At 72.1% G+C, this 16,036-nt stretch carries 20 protein-coding genes; 7 read left to right on the top strand and 13 right to left on the bottom strand.

Annotated elements, in window-relative coordinates:
- Positions 1-14: 14 nt before the first annotated feature.
- Positions 15-893, bottom strand: a complete 879-nt coding sequence (locus AB0D46_RS26400; protein ID WP_362880922.1) for a DUF4394 domain-containing protein — start codon at positions 891-893, stop codon at positions 15-17.
- Between the two features lie 237 nt (positions 894-1,130).
- Between AB0D46_RS26400 and AB0D46_RS26395 the strand changes: the two genes are divergently transcribed.
- Positions 1,131-1,772 (top strand): PASTA domain-containing protein, encoded by a 642-nt coding sequence (locus AB0D46_RS26395; protein WP_362880921.1) that lies wholly within the window; start codon positions 1,131-1,133, stop codon positions 1,770-1,772.
- Positions 1,773-1,975: 203 nt separating this feature from the next.
- On the opposite strand, the gene AB0D46_RS26390 is transcribed toward AB0D46_RS26395, so the two are convergent.
- Entirely contained in the window at positions 1,976-2,425 is a 450-nt protein-coding gene (locus tag AB0D46_RS26390; protein WP_362880999.1) for a carboxymuconolactone decarboxylase family protein, read from the bottom strand.
- Between the two features lie 58 nt (positions 2,426-2,483).
- Between AB0D46_RS26390 and AB0D46_RS26385 the strand changes: the two genes are divergently transcribed.
- Positions 2,484-3,029, top strand: a complete 546-nt coding sequence (locus AB0D46_RS26385; protein ID WP_362880919.1) for a MarR family winged helix-turn-helix transcriptional regulator — start codon at positions 2,484-2,486, stop codon at positions 3,027-3,029.
- Between the two features lie 36 nt (positions 3,030-3,065).
- Here AB0D46_RS26385 and AB0D46_RS26380 read toward each other — a convergent pair whose 3' ends face one another.
- The 5 genes from AB0D46_RS26380 to AB0D46_RS26360 all read right to left on the bottom strand — a co-directional run bounded on the left by AB0D46_RS26380 (position 3,066) and on the right by AB0D46_RS26360 (position 6,348).
- Positions 3,066-3,314: a DUF3253 domain-containing protein gene (locus AB0D46_RS26380; RefSeq protein ID WP_362880998.1), complete on the bottom strand. Its 249-nt coding sequence runs from the start codon at positions 3,312-3,314 to the stop codon at positions 3,066-3,068.
- Between the two features lie 114 nt (positions 3,315-3,428).
- Complete coding sequence (locus AB0D46_RS26375; protein WP_362880918.1) at positions 3,429-4,031, bottom strand: TIGR03086 family metal-binding protein; 603 nt, start codon at positions 4,029-4,031, stop codon at positions 3,429-3,431.
- 188 nt (positions 4,032-4,219) lie between these two features.
- Positions 4,220-4,618, bottom strand: coding sequence for a hypothetical protein (locus tag AB0D46_RS26370; protein ID WP_362880916.1), 399 nt, complete (start codon positions 4,616-4,618; stop codon positions 4,220-4,222).
- The gene (locus AB0D46_RS26365; RefSeq protein ID WP_362880914.1) at positions 4,611-5,474 is read right to left on the bottom strand and encodes a heavy metal-binding domain-containing protein; all 864 of its coding nucleotides are present in this window, start codon (positions 5,472-5,474) and stop codon (positions 4,611-4,613) included. Before AB0D46_RS26365 ends, AB0D46_RS26370 begins: the two co-directional genes overlap by 8 nt.
- A gap of 1 nt (position 5,475) precedes the next feature.
- On the bottom strand, positions 5,476-6,348 hold the full coding sequence (locus AB0D46_RS26360) for a heavy metal-binding domain-containing protein (RefSeq protein WP_362880912.1): 873 nt from the start codon (positions 6,346-6,348) through the stop codon (positions 5,476-5,478).
- Between the two features lie 341 nt (positions 6,349-6,689).
- Between AB0D46_RS26360 and AB0D46_RS26355 the strand changes: the two genes are divergently transcribed.
- Complete coding sequence (locus AB0D46_RS26355; protein ID WP_362880911.1) at positions 6,690-6,878, top strand: DUF6381 family protein; 189 nt, start codon at positions 6,690-6,692, stop codon at positions 6,876-6,878.
- Positions 6,879-7,330: 452 nt separating this feature from the next.
- Here AB0D46_RS26355 and AB0D46_RS26350 read toward each other — a convergent pair whose 3' ends face one another.
- The 4 genes from AB0D46_RS26350 to AB0D46_RS26335 form a co-directional block, all read right to left on the bottom strand.
- A complete protein-coding gene (locus tag AB0D46_RS26350; protein WP_362880996.1) occupies positions 7,331-9,421 on the bottom strand; it encodes an AAA family ATPase in 2,091 nt (696 codons plus the stop codon).
- A gap of 278 nt (positions 9,422-9,699) precedes the next feature.
- Positions 9,700-10,665, bottom strand: a complete 966-nt coding sequence (gene ppk2, locus AB0D46_RS26345; RefSeq protein WP_362880909.1) for a polyphosphate kinase 2 — start codon at positions 10,663-10,665, stop codon at positions 9,700-9,702.
- Between the two features lie 148 nt (positions 10,666-10,813).
- Complete coding sequence (locus tag AB0D46_RS26340) at positions 10,814-11,176, bottom strand: PRC-barrel domain-containing protein (protein ID WP_362880907.1); 363 nt, start codon at positions 11,174-11,176, stop codon at positions 10,814-10,816.
- 343 nt (positions 11,177-11,519) lie between these two features.
- Positions 11,520-11,681 carry a hypothetical protein gene (locus AB0D46_RS26335; RefSeq protein WP_053676175.1) on the bottom strand — a complete coding sequence of 54 codons (162 nt, stop codon included), beginning with the start codon at positions 11,679-11,681 and terminating at the stop codon, positions 11,520-11,522.
- On the opposite strand from AB0D46_RS26335, the gene AB0D46_RS26330 reads away from it, so the two are divergent.
- The 3 genes from AB0D46_RS26330 to AB0D46_RS26320 all read left to right on the top strand — a co-directional run bounded on the left by AB0D46_RS26330 (position 11,614) and on the right by AB0D46_RS26320 (position 13,563).
- On the top strand, positions 11,614-12,381 hold the full coding sequence (locus AB0D46_RS26330) for a GAP family protein (protein ID WP_362880994.1): 768 nt from the start codon (positions 11,614-11,616) through the stop codon (positions 12,379-12,381). The two genes, AB0D46_RS26335 and AB0D46_RS26330, sit on opposite strands and share 68 nt — an antisense overlap.
- A gap of 119 nt (positions 12,382-12,500) precedes the next feature.
- The gene (locus AB0D46_RS26325) at positions 12,501-12,884 is read left to right on the top strand and encodes a VOC family protein (protein WP_362880905.1); all 384 of its coding nucleotides are present in this window, start codon (positions 12,501-12,503) and stop codon (positions 12,882-12,884) included.
- A 163-nt stretch (positions 12,885-13,047) separates the two neighbouring features.
- Positions 13,048-13,563 (top strand): SRPBCC family protein, encoded by a 516-nt coding sequence (locus AB0D46_RS26320; protein ID WP_362880903.1) that lies wholly within the window; start codon positions 13,048-13,050, stop codon positions 13,561-13,563.
- Between the two features lie 95 nt (positions 13,564-13,658).
- Here AB0D46_RS26320 and AB0D46_RS26315 read toward each other — a convergent pair whose 3' ends face one another.
- Both AB0D46_RS26315 and AB0D46_RS26310 read right to left on the bottom strand, forming a co-directional pair.
- Complete coding sequence (locus AB0D46_RS26315) at positions 13,659-14,108, bottom strand: PRC-barrel domain-containing protein (protein ID WP_362880902.1); 450 nt, start codon at positions 14,106-14,108, stop codon at positions 13,659-13,661.
- 174 nt (positions 14,109-14,282) lie between these two features.
- Positions 14,283-15,068 (bottom strand): helix-turn-helix domain-containing protein, encoded by a 786-nt coding sequence (locus tag AB0D46_RS26310; protein ID WP_362880900.1) that lies wholly within the window; start codon positions 15,066-15,068, stop codon positions 14,283-14,285.
- 244 nt (positions 15,069-15,312) lie between these two features.
- On the opposite strand from AB0D46_RS26310, the gene AB0D46_RS26305 reads away from it, so the two are divergent.
- A complete protein-coding gene (locus AB0D46_RS26305; RefSeq protein ID WP_362880898.1) occupies positions 15,313-15,984 on the top strand; it encodes a DUF4097 family beta strand repeat-containing protein in 672 nt (223 codons plus the stop codon).
- Positions 15,985-16,036 lie beyond the last annotated feature (52 nt).

The following is a 16,036-nucleotide window of genomic DNA, read 5'->3' as shown; positions in this document are numbered from 1 at the left end:
ACCGCACGGTCACGTCAGCCCTGGTCCAGCGGCAGGGCCAGGTCGGTGACCTGCTGCTGCTTCGGGAACGCGCCCATGTCGCGGGCGGCGCCGGTCAGTACGTCGATGCCGTAGAGGCGGAAGGCTCCGCCGGTGTTGAGGGCCGCGAAGCCGTGGTTGGTGCCGTGCTTGGGCGAGAAGTAGATGTCGAAGCCGGCGTCGGGTCCGGCGGCGACGCCGAGGTTCCCGGTCGGGGCGAGGGTGCCGGCGTTGGCGGGCGACTGGAGGGAGACCCGGTCGGCCGTGGTGTCGATGTCGAAGAGGGTGGTCGCGGTCGCCGTGTTGAGGTCGTTGTTGGTGTACGCGGCGCCGGTCACGCCCATCGCCGTGGACGGCGGGGTGGTCGGGTTGGTGAGCGTCCCGTCGACGGTGGTGCCGAGAGGGGCCGCGGCGTCGTCGAGGTTGTGGCGCAGGTTCTGCCCGGTGTCGCTGATGACGCGGAGCCGGTTGGCCGCCGGGTTGAAGTCCACGCCGAACTGCCGGCCGGAGAGCGCGACGGTCAGCTGGGACACCTTCGTGGCCTTGGCGTTGCCGGTGTCGAGGGTGTAGACGCCGCCCCGGTCCCCGACGCCGTAGAGCTTCTCGTTCTGCACCCGGAAGTCGATCCCGACGAGCTTGGTGTCCCCGGCCAGGCCGGTCACCCTGCCGATGGACATGCTCCGGCCGGGCCGGTCGACGGTGAACTCGACCAGGCGCTGGTTCGCGGTCAGGCCCACGGCGGTCAGTGCCTCGCGGCCCGTCCGGTCCCTGTGGTCCATGGCTTTGCCGCCGCCGTCCGCGGACGCCAGTACGGGCGCGGACAGGGCCGCGGCCACGGCGATGGACAGGGCGGTGATGGTCTTGCGCGTACGCATGGTGCTCCCCGAGAAGTATGGGTTCGTGCCTGCGGCCCGCGGGAATCGCGGACTCGCCCGGGGTTTCGATGTCGGCCCCGCCCCGGATGGGTGGAACCCACGAACACCATCCCAATGGCCGCACGCCCGGGCACCCGCCCCGTCTCCTGGCCGTCGCGCGGCGGGCCCACGGTTCCAGTGCGTCACGGAACGGTCACAGGCCCCACGAACCGGCGCATCCCCGGCGATCATGGCGCGATGCGCACACATCACGTCACCCTGCTCGCCGGCGTCGGCCTTCTCGCACTCACCGCCTGCAACCCCCAGGCAGCGGACGGCAAGCCCGACACCTCCGCTCCGACCGCCTCCTCCTCGCCCGCCGGAACCTCACCGTCGAAGACCGCCGGCGGCGGCCCGAAGACCGCCACGCTCCCCGATTTCGTCGGCAAGGGCCTGCAAAGCGCTCAGGACGAGGCCCAAGCCGCCGGTTTCCTCCTCCTGAAGTCCCATGACAGCCTCGGCCAGGAGCGACTCCAGGCCCTCGACCGCAACTGGAAGGTCTGTAGTCAGACCCCGGCCCCCGGCGCGAACGTCGACACGTCGACCACCATCGACTTCGGCACGGTCAAGCTCGAAGAGAACTGTCCGACCGGCGACGCCCCCGCGCCGAAGCCGGCCGGCGGCACCATGCCCGACTTCGTCGGCAAGGGCATGAAGGCCGCCCGTACCGCGCTCCCGACGAACACGTCGATCACCGTCAAGGACGCCTCGTCGCAGAACCGCATGGTGCTCCAGGAGTCGAACTGGAAGGTGTGCACCCAGAACCCGGCCCCGGGCTCCGCGCTGAACGGGCAGCCGGTCGCGTTCACCGCCGTCAAGACCGCCGAGTCCTGCCCCTGAGGTGACCGCTCCCCGTTCGGCGACCCGTTCTCGACGCCGTCGGGATCCGAGGCGTGCGCCGAGCGCCGCCTGCCGGCGGGCCCACACCGAGTCGGCGGGGGCGCCGTCGTCGGCATCGCGACGGGACAACGGCCGGGCCCCAGTCGTCCGCTTCTGCGTCGACCCCCGGCGCCGATGCCCGGGCGGCCGTACGCCGCGGGCTGCTACGCGGCGCCGGTGAGGCGGTTGGCCAGGGTCGAGACGGTGTACGTACCGATGCCGAGGACGACCTCCAGGGCGTTGCGGCGGTCGTAGCCGTGGGCCCGGAAGGCCGCCAGCTCCTCCTCGCTCACCGCGCCCGAGGAGGCGAGCACCTGGAGGGTGAACCGGCGTACGGCAGCGAGCCGTTCGGGGTCCGGGGCGGGGCCGAGGGCGGCGAGTTTCGCCTCGTGCATGTCGACGCACAGGTGGCACTGGTTGCGCGCGGCGACGGTGAGGATCACGGTCTCGCGGGAATGCGCGTCCAGGGTGGTGGACTCGAAGATCTCGTTGAGCTTGAGGAAACCGTCCAGGGTCTGCGGGGACTCGCGGAGCAGCGCGACGGCGTTGGCGGTTCGGGTGGACAGCTCGGCGGGAGCGGGGGAATCGGTGGGTGCGGACAGCGCGGCGGTCATGACGGCTCCTGCGGGGTCGGTGCGGCGGATGATGAGGGACACGCGTAGTATCGACAACATGGTTGACGATGTCGATGAAGGAAACGTAAACCAGGTTGTCGATTCGGGCAAGGGGGTGACCCGCCCCGAGGCGTCCGACGGCACACCCGGCTTCGAGCTGCCCCTGCTCCTCCTCGGCGGCTTCCGCACCCTCATCGACCGGCTGCACGCCCGCCTGGCCGAGGAGGGCCACCCGGGCCTGCGCCCCGCGTACGGCTTCGCCCTCCAGGCCATCGGCGCCCACGGCGCGACCGCGAGCGACATCGGACGGCGCCTCGGGGTCTCCAAACAGGCCGCCGGCAAGACGGTCGACCGGCTGCTGGCCCTGGGCTACGCGGAGCGCACCGACGACCCCGGGGACGCGCGCCGCAAACTCGTCCGGCTCACCCCCCACGGCCGCGCCGCCCTCGGCCGCTCGGCCGCCGTGTTCGACGAACTCCGCGCCGAGTGGGCCCGGGCGCTGGGCGCGGACCGCGTACGGGACATCGAGACCGCCCTGCGGACCGTCGTCCCGGCCGAAACCGCGTTCCGCCTGGACGCCACCAGTTGGCTCGGCGGCACCTGAGGCCGGCCGGACGGGGAGGGGCCACCGCCGGCCCGGTCAGTCGGAGCGGGGGCGGCGGCGGATGCGGATCGGGCCGCGGGTCTTCGTCGGGTCGACGGGGTGGCCGCCCTGGGTGATCTCGACCTCGCCGGCCGTGACCAGGCGGCGGGCCGCGCGGCGGGCCGGTTCCATCAGTGCGCGCCAGCCGTCGCCGTCGCCCTCGTACACCGCCCGCGCGGCGTCGGAGGGACAGATGGTGGAGGTCGGGCTTCGACGCTCCAGCAACTCCAGGATGGCTCGCTCCAGGCGCCGGTCCGGGTGCCGTTCGCCGTCCGGGTGCCGTTCGGCGTCCCTCTGTCCTTCGCCGTCCGTCTGTCCTTCGCTGTCCGTCACCCCTCCAGTGTGCGGCCGGGGCCCGTGTCACGGGGACGTCGGCGGCGTCCAGCCCGGGTCGCGCCCGCTCAGCCCGACGGCCCGGTCCAGCAGCGGGGCCCCGTCCGGTACGGGCACGACGGGGCCGAAGATGCCGCCGCCGCGGTCCCCTTCCTGGGCGGCCGCCAGCAGGAACGCGTGCGCGGCGCGCAGCGCGGCCTGATCGGGGGCGTACTCCTGGCCGGTGGCCCGGGCCAGGTCCCAGCCGTGCACGACGAGTTCGTCCGCGGCCACCGCGGCCGCGACCTCGCCGGGCAGGTCGACGCCGCCCGCCCGGGTCATGCCGGTCCAGGCCGCCGGGTCCTGCCAGGCCGCGGCCAGCTCGTCGAGCACCCGGGGCAGCTCCTCGCGCCAGTCGGCGGGCAGAGCGGGGACGCCCGACTCGGGGTCGGTGTCCGTCGTCGGGCCCAGGTCCTTGCGGGCGGCGTCGCGAAAGGCGACGCAGAGTCCGGCCAGGTGACCCAGCAGGTCACCGACCGCGTACGCGGGGCAGGGCGTCGGCTCGCCGAGCCGCGCGTCGGGCACGCCCGCCGCGAGCCGCGCCACGATCCGGGCCTGCGGTCCGAGGTCGAGAGTCGTCGTACCGGTCATCTGCCGCTCCTCCCACACGATGGGTCCGAAGGGTAGACCGGCGGCAAAGCCCGTACTCATCGCAACCCGCCCCGAAAGTTCCCCGGCGATGGGCGATGGGGCGACGAGGCGGGCCATGGGGCGGCGAGGCGGGCCGGCCGGCCCCCAGCCCCCGCCCCGAGCCCCCGCCCCCGCCCCCGCCCCCGCCCTCAGGACAGGAAGCGTTCCGCGGCCTCGCGGGCCCGGGCGTTCGCGGTCGCGGCTTCGGACAGGGAACGGGCCAGGGCGTCGATCCACTCGTCCAGGCCCACCGGGCGCCGGGAGAGCACGATGCCCCGTACCTCGTGGCGGACCTCGCCGCTCGCGCGGCCCTCCCGGTCCATCCGCAGCAGGAGGCGCCGCTCCCCCAGCGCGACGTCCAGTGTGGTGACGCGGCCCTCGCGCCCCGCCATCCGTTCCACCACGGAACGCCGGCGCTCGACCCGTACCGTGCCGGACGGCAGCGCGTCCGCCAGGTGCGCCGCCAGCACGGCGACGTAGAGGTTCAGGTCCGCGCTGTCCCGGCGCAGCGCCGCGGCCAACGCGTCGACGTCCGGCGGCTCAGCCATCGAGGCTCAGCACCATGTTCGGTCGGTCGATGGTGTGGTCGTCGCGCAGCGGGCGGACCGCCGTCCCGATCGCGAAGAACTCGGTGGTGTGCGGTCCCCAGGAGTGCGAGTGCTGCCGCAGTTGGACCGCCACGATGCCCTCGGCGTCCAGGGACTCCGCCTCCGCCCGCATGCGGCCCATCGCCAGTTCTCGTGCTCCGTAGAGCGCCTGGGTGAACGGTTCGATCTCGACGTTGCGGCCCGCGGTGCTCAGTACCTGCGCGAAGCGCTGGTGCGCGACGTGGTGGACGCAGGAGCCCATGACCATGTCGAGGGGTGCGTAACCGGCCCTGATCAGCGTCCAGAAGTCCTGGCCCGACAGGTCCGAGGTGAACGGCTTGCCCTTGTTGTTGAGCCAGGTCCCCGCCGGTCCCGGGTCCGCGCCGGCCGCCTTGACCGCCGTGCCGACGGCGATGAACTCGGCCACGTCCGAACCGAACTCCTTGAACTCGATGTCCAGCCGCACCGCCACGATCCCGTCCGCGCCCAGAGCGCTCGCCTCCGCCTCCATGCGGCTCATGGCGAGTTCACGGGCGTGGTACATCGCCTGCGACAGTTTGGTCAGCTCCTGGTTCTTCGACCACCGGCCGAACTGGATGCCGACGTGGTAGACGGAGGAGCCGAGGACCAGACCGAGCGGGCGGAAGCCGACCTCGCGCACCAACAGGAACTCGTTCACCGACAGGTTCGAGGTGAACGGCGCCGCCCCCTCCCCCGGCCGGAGTTGCGCGAGCCGCCGCATCGCGTCCTCGGGCATGCCGTCCGCGGCCGGTCGGGCGGCTGCGCCGGCCGGTTCCTGTCCCGTTCGCTCGGTCATATCAGCGCTCGCGCTCCAGTCTCATGATGGCCAGTGGTGTGGGCCCGGCGGACCGCTCGGAGCGGGCGAAGCGGACGAGGGAGGTGCCGACGAGGACCGCCTCCGCGACGTGGTCGCGCGTGTATCCGTACGCGGGGCATTCGCTCTCGCTCACCGTCAGCTCCACGTCGTCCACCACCATCCCGTCGCCGCCGTGCTTCGCCGCGTCGAGGGTCAGTCGCACACGGGCTTCCCGGCGGACGTGGCTCAGCAGTTCCGTGTAGCCGTCGACTTCCTGGGCGTCGGCGGTCCACGCGGTGCGGCGCGAGGTGCGCCAGTCGTCGTGCCGGGTTTCGAGGGCCACGCCGAAGGCGAGTCCGGTGGGAACCCATCCCGCGTACAGCAGCTTCGCGAAGTCCTGGCCCGTCAGGTGCGACGTGAAGGGCCGCTGCGGCCGGATCCGCGAGCGGGCCCTGACCGCCGTTCCCCGGACGGTGCACTCCACGAGCCCCTCCGCGAACCGGTCGACGCACAGCTCGACCCCGACGATGCCGTCGCCGCCGAGCGCGCCGCATTCGGCGACCGCCCGCGCGAGCGCGAGCCTGCGCGCCCCCTGCATCGCCTTCGCCGTTGCCGACAGCGACGGCACCCATCGGGAGGACGGCACCCGCTTGCCGTTCACGGCCTTCCACGCTCCCGGGCAGCCGCCGAGACCCTCGTACCCGACGGCGGAGACGGTCGTACCGAGCACCTGGCCGACCGGCTCGAACCCGGCGCCCTTGACGGCGGCGTACTCCTCGGAGGTCAGGGCCGAGTCCCAGACGCCGCCGGCCCGGGAGCGCGTCGCCCCACCGGGAACGGCGTGCGGCGGACCGGTGTTCCGTCGGTCTGTCATCGCCCTTGCCATCGGCCCTTCGGCTCGCCTCGCGGATCGCGTCGCCCGTCGACAGCCTAGGCCATCGAACAGAACAGCGAACGACTGATCGACGGGTCCAACGGAGCCTCCCGTCACAGGCCTTGAGCACGAGCCTTGAGCACCGACCTTGAGCACGAGTGGCCGGGCGCCGGTCGGAGGGCGGATGGTGATCCCGTCATGGGGTAGGCGCGGCGGAGAGCGGTGGCGCGTCCGGGACGGTGAAGTTCCGGTGGGTCGCCGTGCTGGTGCGGTGACCCGGTGTCGCTCCGCTGGTTGGATGCAGGCGTCCGCACTCACTCCCCCGAGGGAAGGAACTGGCCATGAACAACGACAGTCAGCCGAGCAAGCGGACGCGGGAGATGCGCGAGAAGGCCGAGGAACTCGAACAGGCGGCCCAGCACGCCGGCGACCCGGCGGAGAAGCAGCGGCTGACGGAGAAGGCCCTGCACATCCGCCAGTTGAGCGAAGAGGTCAACGGCAAGGGCAGCGGGACCATGGACCCGATGTAGGCCCCCTGCTGTGGGAGGAATCGCCGCAGGACGGGGCGCGCGCAGCGTCGGGGTGGGGGCGCACCCCCTCGCGGTACGCCCCCCGCCGCCCGTCCCGTCACCCCTCGGCGGCCGTCAGCAGCGTTCGGACGGCCTCGCACAGGGCGTCGTCCTCGACCATGCTGCCCCACTGGTCCGACGACACCGGCCGAGCGTCGGCGGCGAGGATCGGGTGCAGGACGGGTGCCGGTGGCCCGGTGAGCGGCCCCGGCGCAGCCAGGTGCTCCAGAGCCCGGATGCCGTGGGCGCCGATGGCGCGTGCGTTCTTCTCGAATCGGGCCGTACGAGCGGCCGATGATGTGATGGGTGTGGAGGGTACGGGCCCCGGAGCCGATCGCCCGAACGGGACTGCGGGGATCGGCTCGTGGCGTACGGCCCCCGGCCGGCGCGGCGTCGTCGCGTGCGCCGGGCGATCAGGCGGGCTGGACGGTGACGGTGACGGTGCAGAGGCGTTTGGTGGCCCGGGTGAGGGCCACGTACAGGTCCCTTTCCCCACTGGGGCGGGCCGTGATGATTTCCTCGGGGTGCAGGACGACGACCCCGTCGAATTCCAGGCCGCGGGCTTCGGACGCCGGCACGATGCGTGCGTGGTGCGCGATGCCCCGGGCAGTCAGCTCGTTCACCCTGCTGTCCGCGCAGATCACTCCCAGCAGCTCGCCCGGGTGCGCGGCGCTCTGGGCGCGCAGTTCCTGAGCGACGACGGTGACCAGCCCGTCCGCGGTCGTGGTGACGGTGCGGGGGCGCGCCCCGGTTCGAAGTGACCGTGTGGGCTTCTGGTCCGGAGCGATCCGTGCGAGCAGGTCCCGGACGCTCTCCAGGATCTCCTGCGTGGTGCGGTAGCTGACGGTCAGGTCGTGCTGTGCGAACCGCCGTCCGACGTGGGGGCCCAGTGCTTCCTTCCAGTCGCGTGCTGTCGCGTGGGGGCCCGCCTGGGCGAAGTCACCCACCAGCGTCATCGCTCTTGCCGGGCAGCGGCGGACGATCATCCGCCACTGCATGGCGGTCAGTTCCTGCGCCTCGTCGACGACGACGTGCCCGTACGTCCGCTCGGGCGGGCCGTCGACCAGGCTCGCCGCCTCGTCCAGCAACGACACGTCGGCGTCGGTCCACGGGTCGTCCGGACCGCGCAACAGGAGGGACCGCTCCTGCGCGGTCAGGCGGGGCAGGTGCTCGGCGAGAGCGCCGGCGTTCGTCAGGAGCGCCTTCACGAGGTCACCGGCCGTCAAACGCGGCCACAACACCTCGATGGCCCGGTCGACGCCGGTTGCGGCGGCGTTGTTGTCGCCATCGCCGTCGCCATCGTCACCGCCGGCACCGTCGTCACCATCGAGGAGGTCGGCTCGGAGGGCGTCCAGGTCCAGCTCGTGGACAGGCCCGGTGTCGGCCGCGCCTTCGGCACGCCGCCGGTCGGCTCCCGTGAACCGGTCCAGGTTGAGGCCCGTCATCGCTTCGGCGTCGGCGTCGATCCGCTCCAGGAGATCGCCCATGTCCCGTCGTACCGCGTCGGTGACGGCGTCGACCAAGAGCTCCTTGAACACCTGGCGCGCGGGGTTGTGCCCCGGTACGGCCGCCACGGCGGCGTCGCGTGCCGTGGCGACCTCTTCGCCGGACAGCTGGACCAGTTCCCGTCCTACCCGCACGGTGAAGTCACCGGCGGGGGCTTGGTGGGCCCGCAACAGGCCGGCCAGGGCGTCGGCGAGGTCGGCGCCGCCCTTGAGGCGCGCCGTATCGTACGGGTCCACCGTGGCCGGGGACACGCCGGCCAGCTCCCGGCAGGTCGCCAGGACGACGTCGTTCTCCCCGAGCGAGGGCAGGACCCGGGAGATGTAGTCGAGGAACCGGGCGTTCGGGCCCACCACCAGGACCCCCTCCTGCGCGGCGCGCGGGAACGCGTACAGGACGTAGGCGGCCCGGTGCAGGGCGACCACCGTCTTGCCGGTGCCGGGGCCGCCCTGCACCACGGTCACCCCGCGGTGGGCGGAGCGGACGACCGCGTCCTGCTCGGCCTGCAGCGTCGCGACGGCGGTGTGCATCCTGCCCGTACGCCGTGCCGACAGGGCCTCGGTCAGCGGGCCGTCCCCCACGACGTCCTCGTCGGTCGGGGCGCTCCCGTCCAGGAGTTCGTCGCTCACCGAGATGACCGTGCGCTCCTGGAGGCGCAGGTGCCGGCGCCGTCGCAGTTCCATGGGGTGGACCGGCGTCGCCTCGTAGAAGGGCCGCGCCGCGTTGGCGCGCCAGTCCACGAGCAGCGGCAGGTCGTCCTCCTCCGCGTGCAGGCCGATCCGTCCGATGTGCAGGGTGGTGCCGTCCGTCCGGTCGATGCGCCCGAAGACCAGCCCCTTTTCGGCGCCCTCCAGCCGGCCGATTTCCTTGGTGAGGCGCTCGGCGGCGATTTCCCTCTCGAATGCCTCACCGGAATTTTCCGGCGGGGCCTTCAGTACATTCGCCCGCTGCGCTCGCGCTTCGCAAAGCCGCTCGGTGAGCACTTCGTACAGGGAGGACACATGATCCTGCTCCGCCGCAACCGCGTGCACAGCGGGTTCCATCACCTTCGACAACGGGGGCTCCTTCGATTCGAGCCACACCATACGGTCGAAGTTCCCCGAGGATAAGTCTTGAATTGCTCAGGCCGTCATGTCCTTGTGACCCACGCACGACGTGCCGCACCGCGTATCGCGCATTCCGCTGTTCCGTACATCTCCCATTGCGCTTTCAATATCCGTATGCCTTATGGGCGGCGCGCCCCGGAAATGTCGACGTCCCTTCCGGGGTGGCCCGGCGCTCATTCCGGCGTCGGGTGGTGGCCCGGGCCGGTGGGCAGGCCGGTGAGCGGGGTGGGGGACAGCGTGGTGGGTTCCTCGCCCTCTTCGAGGAGGGTGTCGGCGGCGCCGACGATCAGGGGGTCGGGCTTGCCTATCGCTTCCGGGTCCTTGTTGTCGTAGTCGACGCGCCACAGCAGGCTGCGCATCGCCTCCAGCCGTGCGCGCCGCTTGTCGTTGCTCTTGACGACCGCCCACGGCGCCGCCTCGGTGTCGGTGGCACGGAACATCGCAACCTTGGCCCGCGTGTAGGCGTCCCACAGTTCGAGGGAGGCGAGGTCGGTGGGCGACAGTTTCCACTGGCGGACGGGGTCCACCTGCCGGATCGCGAACCGGGTGCGCTGCTCGGCCTGGGAGACCGAGAACCAGAACTTGACCAGCAGGATCCCGTCGTCCACCAGCATCGTCTCGAAGGTCGGGCACTGCCGCAGGAAGAGCTCGTACTCGCGCTCCGTGCAGAACCCCATCACCTTCTCGACGCCGGCGCGGTTGTACCAGGACCGGTCGAAGAAGACGATCTCACCGGGGCCCGGCAGGTGGGCGACGTAGCGTTGGAAGTACCACTGCCCCGCTTCCCGTTCCGTCGGCTTGTCCAGGGCGACGATGCGGGCCCCTCGGGGGTTGAGCCGTTCGGTGAAGCGTTGGATGGTGCCGCCCTTGCCCGCCGCGTCCCGGCCCTCGCAGAGCACCAGCACCCGGGCGCCCGTCTCGCGCACCCAGCGCTGCAACTTCAGCAGTTCGATCTGCAGGATCCGCTTGTTCCGCTCGTACTCGGCGCGCCGCACCTTCTGTTGGTACGGGTAGTTCTCCTGCCACGTCCGGATGGGAGCCCCTACGGCGTCCAACAGGACGGGTTGCTCCGGCCTGCTCGCGTCGATGCTCAACCCGGACAGCAGGTCCTCGCCGGTTTCCACCGCTTCGTCTTCCATTTCGTGCGCCTACCCGGCGACCGCGGGACCAAGCGCGGAGGGCGGGGCGGCAACCGCATGGTCGCCGCCCCGCCCTCCGGGTGCTGCCGGTCATCCGCCCCGCGTCCCCGCCTCACGAAGACGTGCGCGTCGGATCCGGCGGACTCGCTCAGACGCCGCGCGGGCCGTCGTAGTAGCCGCCGACCTGCTGGTGGTATTCCGCGTTGCCGAGGTGCTTGTCCTTGTCGAACTCGGGAGCGTTCTTGATCTGCTCCTTCGTGCGGTCCACGTAGATCTTCTCCTCGCCCGGGTCGATACGGGTGACCGTACCGGCCGGCAGGAGTACTTCCTTGCCGAAGATCCACGGGCCGGTGTCGACCACGATGTAGGCGGAGCCGACCTCGTCCGAGTGCTTGTCGACCTTGCCGATGGAGCCGTCGGCGGCCTCGACCTTGTAGCCCGTCAGGTCCGTCAGGTCCGCGCCGGTCAGTCGGCCGGACGTCTCGCGGTAGCCCCACACGTTCTCGGTCATAAGAAACCTCCCATTGGCTTGGAACTCGACGCCCGCCCCCGGGAATTCCCGAGCGACGGGCGGCCTCACGATCACAAAAACTCGCCTGCCCCGGCGCATTCGCCTCACACCCGGGAAAGCGATGAATCTTTCCGATGCTCCCGGACGCTCCCCGACGGGCCGGGACCTGGGCGGCCGACGGGTTCGGAGGCGTCGGTTCCCGACTGCTCCCGTCGACCGCCCGGGCCACCCGCGCGCCTACCCGGGAACAGCCGTCCGTAACGAGCACGCACACATGGGTGTGGGGCCCGCCCCCTCGACCGGGGCGGGCCCCACACCACAACGCCGCAGATCAGCGGCGGGTCTACCAGCGGTACCACCGACCGCTACCGCCCTTGGGACGGGCGACGAAGCCGACCAGCCACAGCACCAGAACGGCGATGGCGACCCACCAAAGGATCTTCACCGCGAAACCGGCGCCGAAGAGGATCAGAGCGAGCAGAAGAACAAGAAGCAGGGGAACCATAGTTATTACCTCCGAGACTCCGAGTGCCCCCACCGCCCCCGATCATGCACGTGGTATTTTCCTGTTTTTCATCGCCAGGAACGGGAATGCGCGCGGGTTTTGTTCGTTCACACTCCTACCCGACGGGTGGATCGCGCAGCCGAGTGGCCGGGCGGCCGCTGGCGCCTTCTTCGCCGGTTGGACGGTCGGAATCCTCGTGGTGGCGACCGCGAGCACCGCCCTCGCCTCTGTCATCGAGCACACGGGGGAGACACCCACCTGGGCGTCGTGGACCAAGGCCGTGCTCGGCCTGGTGCTCGTCCTGCTGGCGGTCCGGCAGTGGCGTTCCGGCGCCGCGAAGGACACCCCGGCGTGGATGCGGGCCCTCACCACCGCCACCCCGACCAAGGGGCTGCGGTTGGGCCTGCTGCTCTCGCTCGCCAACCCCAAGGCCCTCTTGCTGACCGCGGCGGCCGGGCTGACCGTCGGCGCGACCGAACTGGGTACCGCGCGCGCCGGCATCGCCGTGGCGGTGTTCACCGCGATCGCCGTGTCCACCGTCGCGCTGCCCCTGCTGTCGCACGTCGTCCTGGGCGAGCGCGTCCTCACCCCGCTGGGGCGGGCGAGGACGTGGCTGGAGACGCACAGCGCCGCGGTGACGGCGGTGGTCCTGGCCGTGATCGGTGTACTCCTGACCGTGGCGGGCGTCACCGGCCTCTGACCGGGCGGTGGCGGCGCGACGGGTGCCGGATGCCGGATGCCGGGCGACGGGTGCCGGGGGGTTGCTTCCTGGGCGCAACTCGGTGGCGTTCGGCGCGGAGATCGGGAAGGGTCGCACGCATGGTGTCAGTAGTGCAGAACGTGGCGATCGATTGTGCGGATGCTTACGAGTTGGCCCGGTTCTGGAGCAGTGCGACGGGCTGTCCCCTGCATCCGGAGGACAAACCGGGGGACCGCGAGACGCAGGTGGTGCCGGCCGAGGGCCCGGTGCTGTACTTCAACCAGGTGCCCGAGGCCAAGGCGGGCAAGAACCGCATCCATCTGTGCCTGCGCCCCGAGACCTCACGCGATGAGGAGGTGGAACGGTTGACGGGCCTCGGTGCCCGCTTCGTCCGCGACCACCGGAATCCCGACGGCTCGGGCTGGGCCGTCCTGGCGGATCCCGAGGGCAACGAGTTCTGCGTTCTGCGCGGCGACTCCGACCGGGCCGCGACGGAGGAGTGACGTTTCCGCCCCGGCCCGGCCCGGAAGGTGGGTCGGGGGCTCGGGACGGGGGCTCCAGTCGGGGGCTCGGTCGGGGGTGCCTGCCTGCCGCCCGCCGAAGTTACCCGGGGGTAGCCAGGTGGGGCGTCCGAGGGTAGCGTCGGCAGCCGAGAAGGGGAGTCCCATGCCTCGTACGTTCACGGTGTCCGACAGCATCGTCGTCCTTGCCCAGCCCGCCGATGTCTACCGGAAGGTCTCCGATCCCGCCCGGATGGGCGACTGGAGCCCGGAGAACCTCGGTGCCACCGTGCACGGCGGCGCCGGGGAGGCGCGCGTGGGCATGGTGTTCGACGGGCGCAACAAGCGCGGCGCCTTCCGGTGGACCACCCGGTGCACCGTGACGGCGGTCGAGGAGGGGCGCCTGTTCCGGTTCCGGGTGCACGCGATCGGCGTCCGGCAGCCGCGCGTGCGCGGCCCCATCGCCACCTGGGAGTACCGGTTCGAGTCCGTCCCGGAAGGTACCCGGGTGACCGAGACGTGGACCGACGACCGTCGCGCGTGGCCCGACTTCGTGGCCCACGCCTTCGACCGGATCGCCACGCGGGGCCACACCTTCGCCGACTTCCAGCAGCGCAACATCCGCACCACCCTGCGCAACCTCAAGCGCGTCCTGGAGGAACCGGCCGCCGCCGACCGGTGATCCGTACCGGCGCCGGGGCCCGGTAGGTCGCGGGCGCGGCGCCGGGGCGCGGCGGCGGGCGGGACGTGCGGGAGCCCGGGCGCCCCGGGCCCGGTTCAGCGTCCGGGCTGGACCGGTCGCAGCCGGGAGACGGCGTGCTCCTGGCCGGCCGTGCCCTCGCGCATGACCTGCGCCCGGTCCATCACCGCCCACCCGGCGTCGCCCTCCGCGTTGACCTCGTCGCGTGCGGAACGCACCCCGTAGTGCCCGTACAACTGCTCCTCCTCCGACACGGAGAGCACGCTCCCGCAGTCCAGCGCGGCGCAGGGGGCCTGCTCGATCAGCGTCACCGGATACGGCACCACCAGGCGCCCGTCCTTCCACTCCGCCGTCCGGAGCGGGACGAACACCCCACCCAGCCCCGAGGCCCGGTCGGTGATCCGCACCCACTCGGGCCTGCCGGTGGTGTCGTCGACCAGGACGTACTCCACCTGTCCCAGGCGCTGCCCCTGGTCCGTGTGCGCCGTGCATCCTGCCATGGCCGTGAGCTGGTCCTGAGTGATCACTACTGCTCCTTACCCGACTGCCGTGTGCTGTCGTCCGTGGTTCGTCGTCCGTGGTCCGTCGCCTGTCGGCTACCCGCGCAGGCCGATGGGAAGCACGACGCCGACGTCGCACGCGTACTGACCGGTACGGGGGCACCCGGGGTGCCCCGGTCCGGGCGGCCCGACCCCGGCTGCTCAGCCGGTTCCGTCCGGGGGCGTTGCGGGCCAAGTGTGTCGGGCGGCGCGGGCCTGGTCCGCGGCGCGGGCGAGGCTCTCGGCGACGAAGTCGACGAACCGGGCGACGGTTTCGAGGCGGGCCCCGGCCGGGGTCCCGGGGCCGAGGACGCGGACGCCCTGTCGTGCGGTGACACCGAGGTGCTCGGTGCCGCGGGCGGCGGCGATCGTCGCTCGGTACAGGGCGTCGTCGTCGATGAGGTAGCGCTCGCGGCGGCGTCCGTCGCGTTCCCTGCGGACGAGCCCCCGGCCTTCGAGGAACGCGATCGCCTTGGAGACCGAGGCGGGGCTGACCCGTAGGCGCCCGACGAGTTCGGACGCGGTGAGGGCGCCCTCGTCGGTGGTGCAGAGGCCGGCCAGCGCGCGGGCCGCCATCCTGGGCAGGCCCGATCGCATGAGCACGGCCGCGCACTGGTCCTCGTACGCGCGCACCGCCCCGTACGCGCGCACCGCCCCGGTGTCGCGCCCGTACGCCCGCGCGGGGGCGCGGTGTTCGGCGGCGCGGGGGGCGCGGTCGGATCGGGGGGCGCGGTCGGCGCGAGAGGCGAGGTCGGGTCGGGAGGCGCGGTCGGTTCGGGAGGCGCGGTCGGTTCGGTAGGCCGTGGGGCCGCCGTTGCGCCGTACCTCGCGGCTGACGGTCGAGGTCGGCCGGCCGAGGCCGCGTGCGATCTCCGCGTAGGCGAGGCCGTCGGCCACTCCCCGCGCGATCCGTCGGCGTTCCCGTGGGGTGAGTCGGCCTGCCGGCATCGCGGGCTCCTTCGGAGTCGGTGGTGTCGCCAGTAAAGCGTTCACCCTCAGCCCATTGCAACAGACGCTCAACTGACCGTTGCGTTAAACACATCCACGATGCAACGAAATTGGCCCTTTGACCTGCAATATCAGCGACTTGATGCAACGAATCTGTTGCCCAATACGTGAACGCAACTTACTGTTTCCCTCATCGGAAACAACCGGGCCGACCGAGTGCCCGCCGCAGACGAAGGAGCCCACCATGCTGAAGTTCGCCACCCCCGCCCCGGTCGCCGCCGTCCTCGACGTCCCCGCGGGACGCATCCAGGTCATCGCCGCCGACCGCTCCGACACCACCGTCGAGATCCTGCCCGCCGACCCCGCCAAGGCCCGCGACGTCAAGGCGGCCGAGCAGACCACCGCCGACTTCCACGACGGCACCCTGCGGATCGCCGCCGCTCCCGTCAGGAACCGCGTCCTCGGCCACCCCGGATCCGTCGAGATCACCGTCCAACTCCCCGCCGGCTCCCGTGTCGAGGCCACGACCGCCGCAGTCGCGTTCCGCGGCGTCGGACGCCTCGGCGACGTCACCCTCGAAGCCGCGCAGGCCACCGTCAAGATCGACGAGGCCGACCACGCCCGCCTCACCGTCCACACCGGCGACATCACCATCGGCCGACTCGGCGGTCCCGCCGACATCCACACCCAGAAGGGTGACCTCCACATCACCGAGGCCACCCGCGGCACCGTCAACCTGCGCACCGAGCACGGCGACATCACCATCGGCGCCGCCCGTCACACCTCCGCCACCCTGGACGCCGGCACCCACTACGGCCGCGTCCACAACACCCTCAACAACGCCGACGGCCCCGCCGCCGCCCTCACCATCCGCGCCACCACCGCGTACGGCGACATCACCGCGCGCAGCCACTGAACGCGCCCCGCCCCCCGACACCCCGTAGCCGGTACCGACCCCTCAGGACGTC

Origin of the sequence: Streptomyces sp. NPDC048383 (assembly GCF_040651775.1) — a bacterium.
Lineage (GTDB): Bacteria > Actinomycetota > Actinomycetes > Streptomycetales > Streptomycetaceae > Streptomyces.
This window is presented reverse-complemented; position numbering and strand designations above follow the sequence as displayed.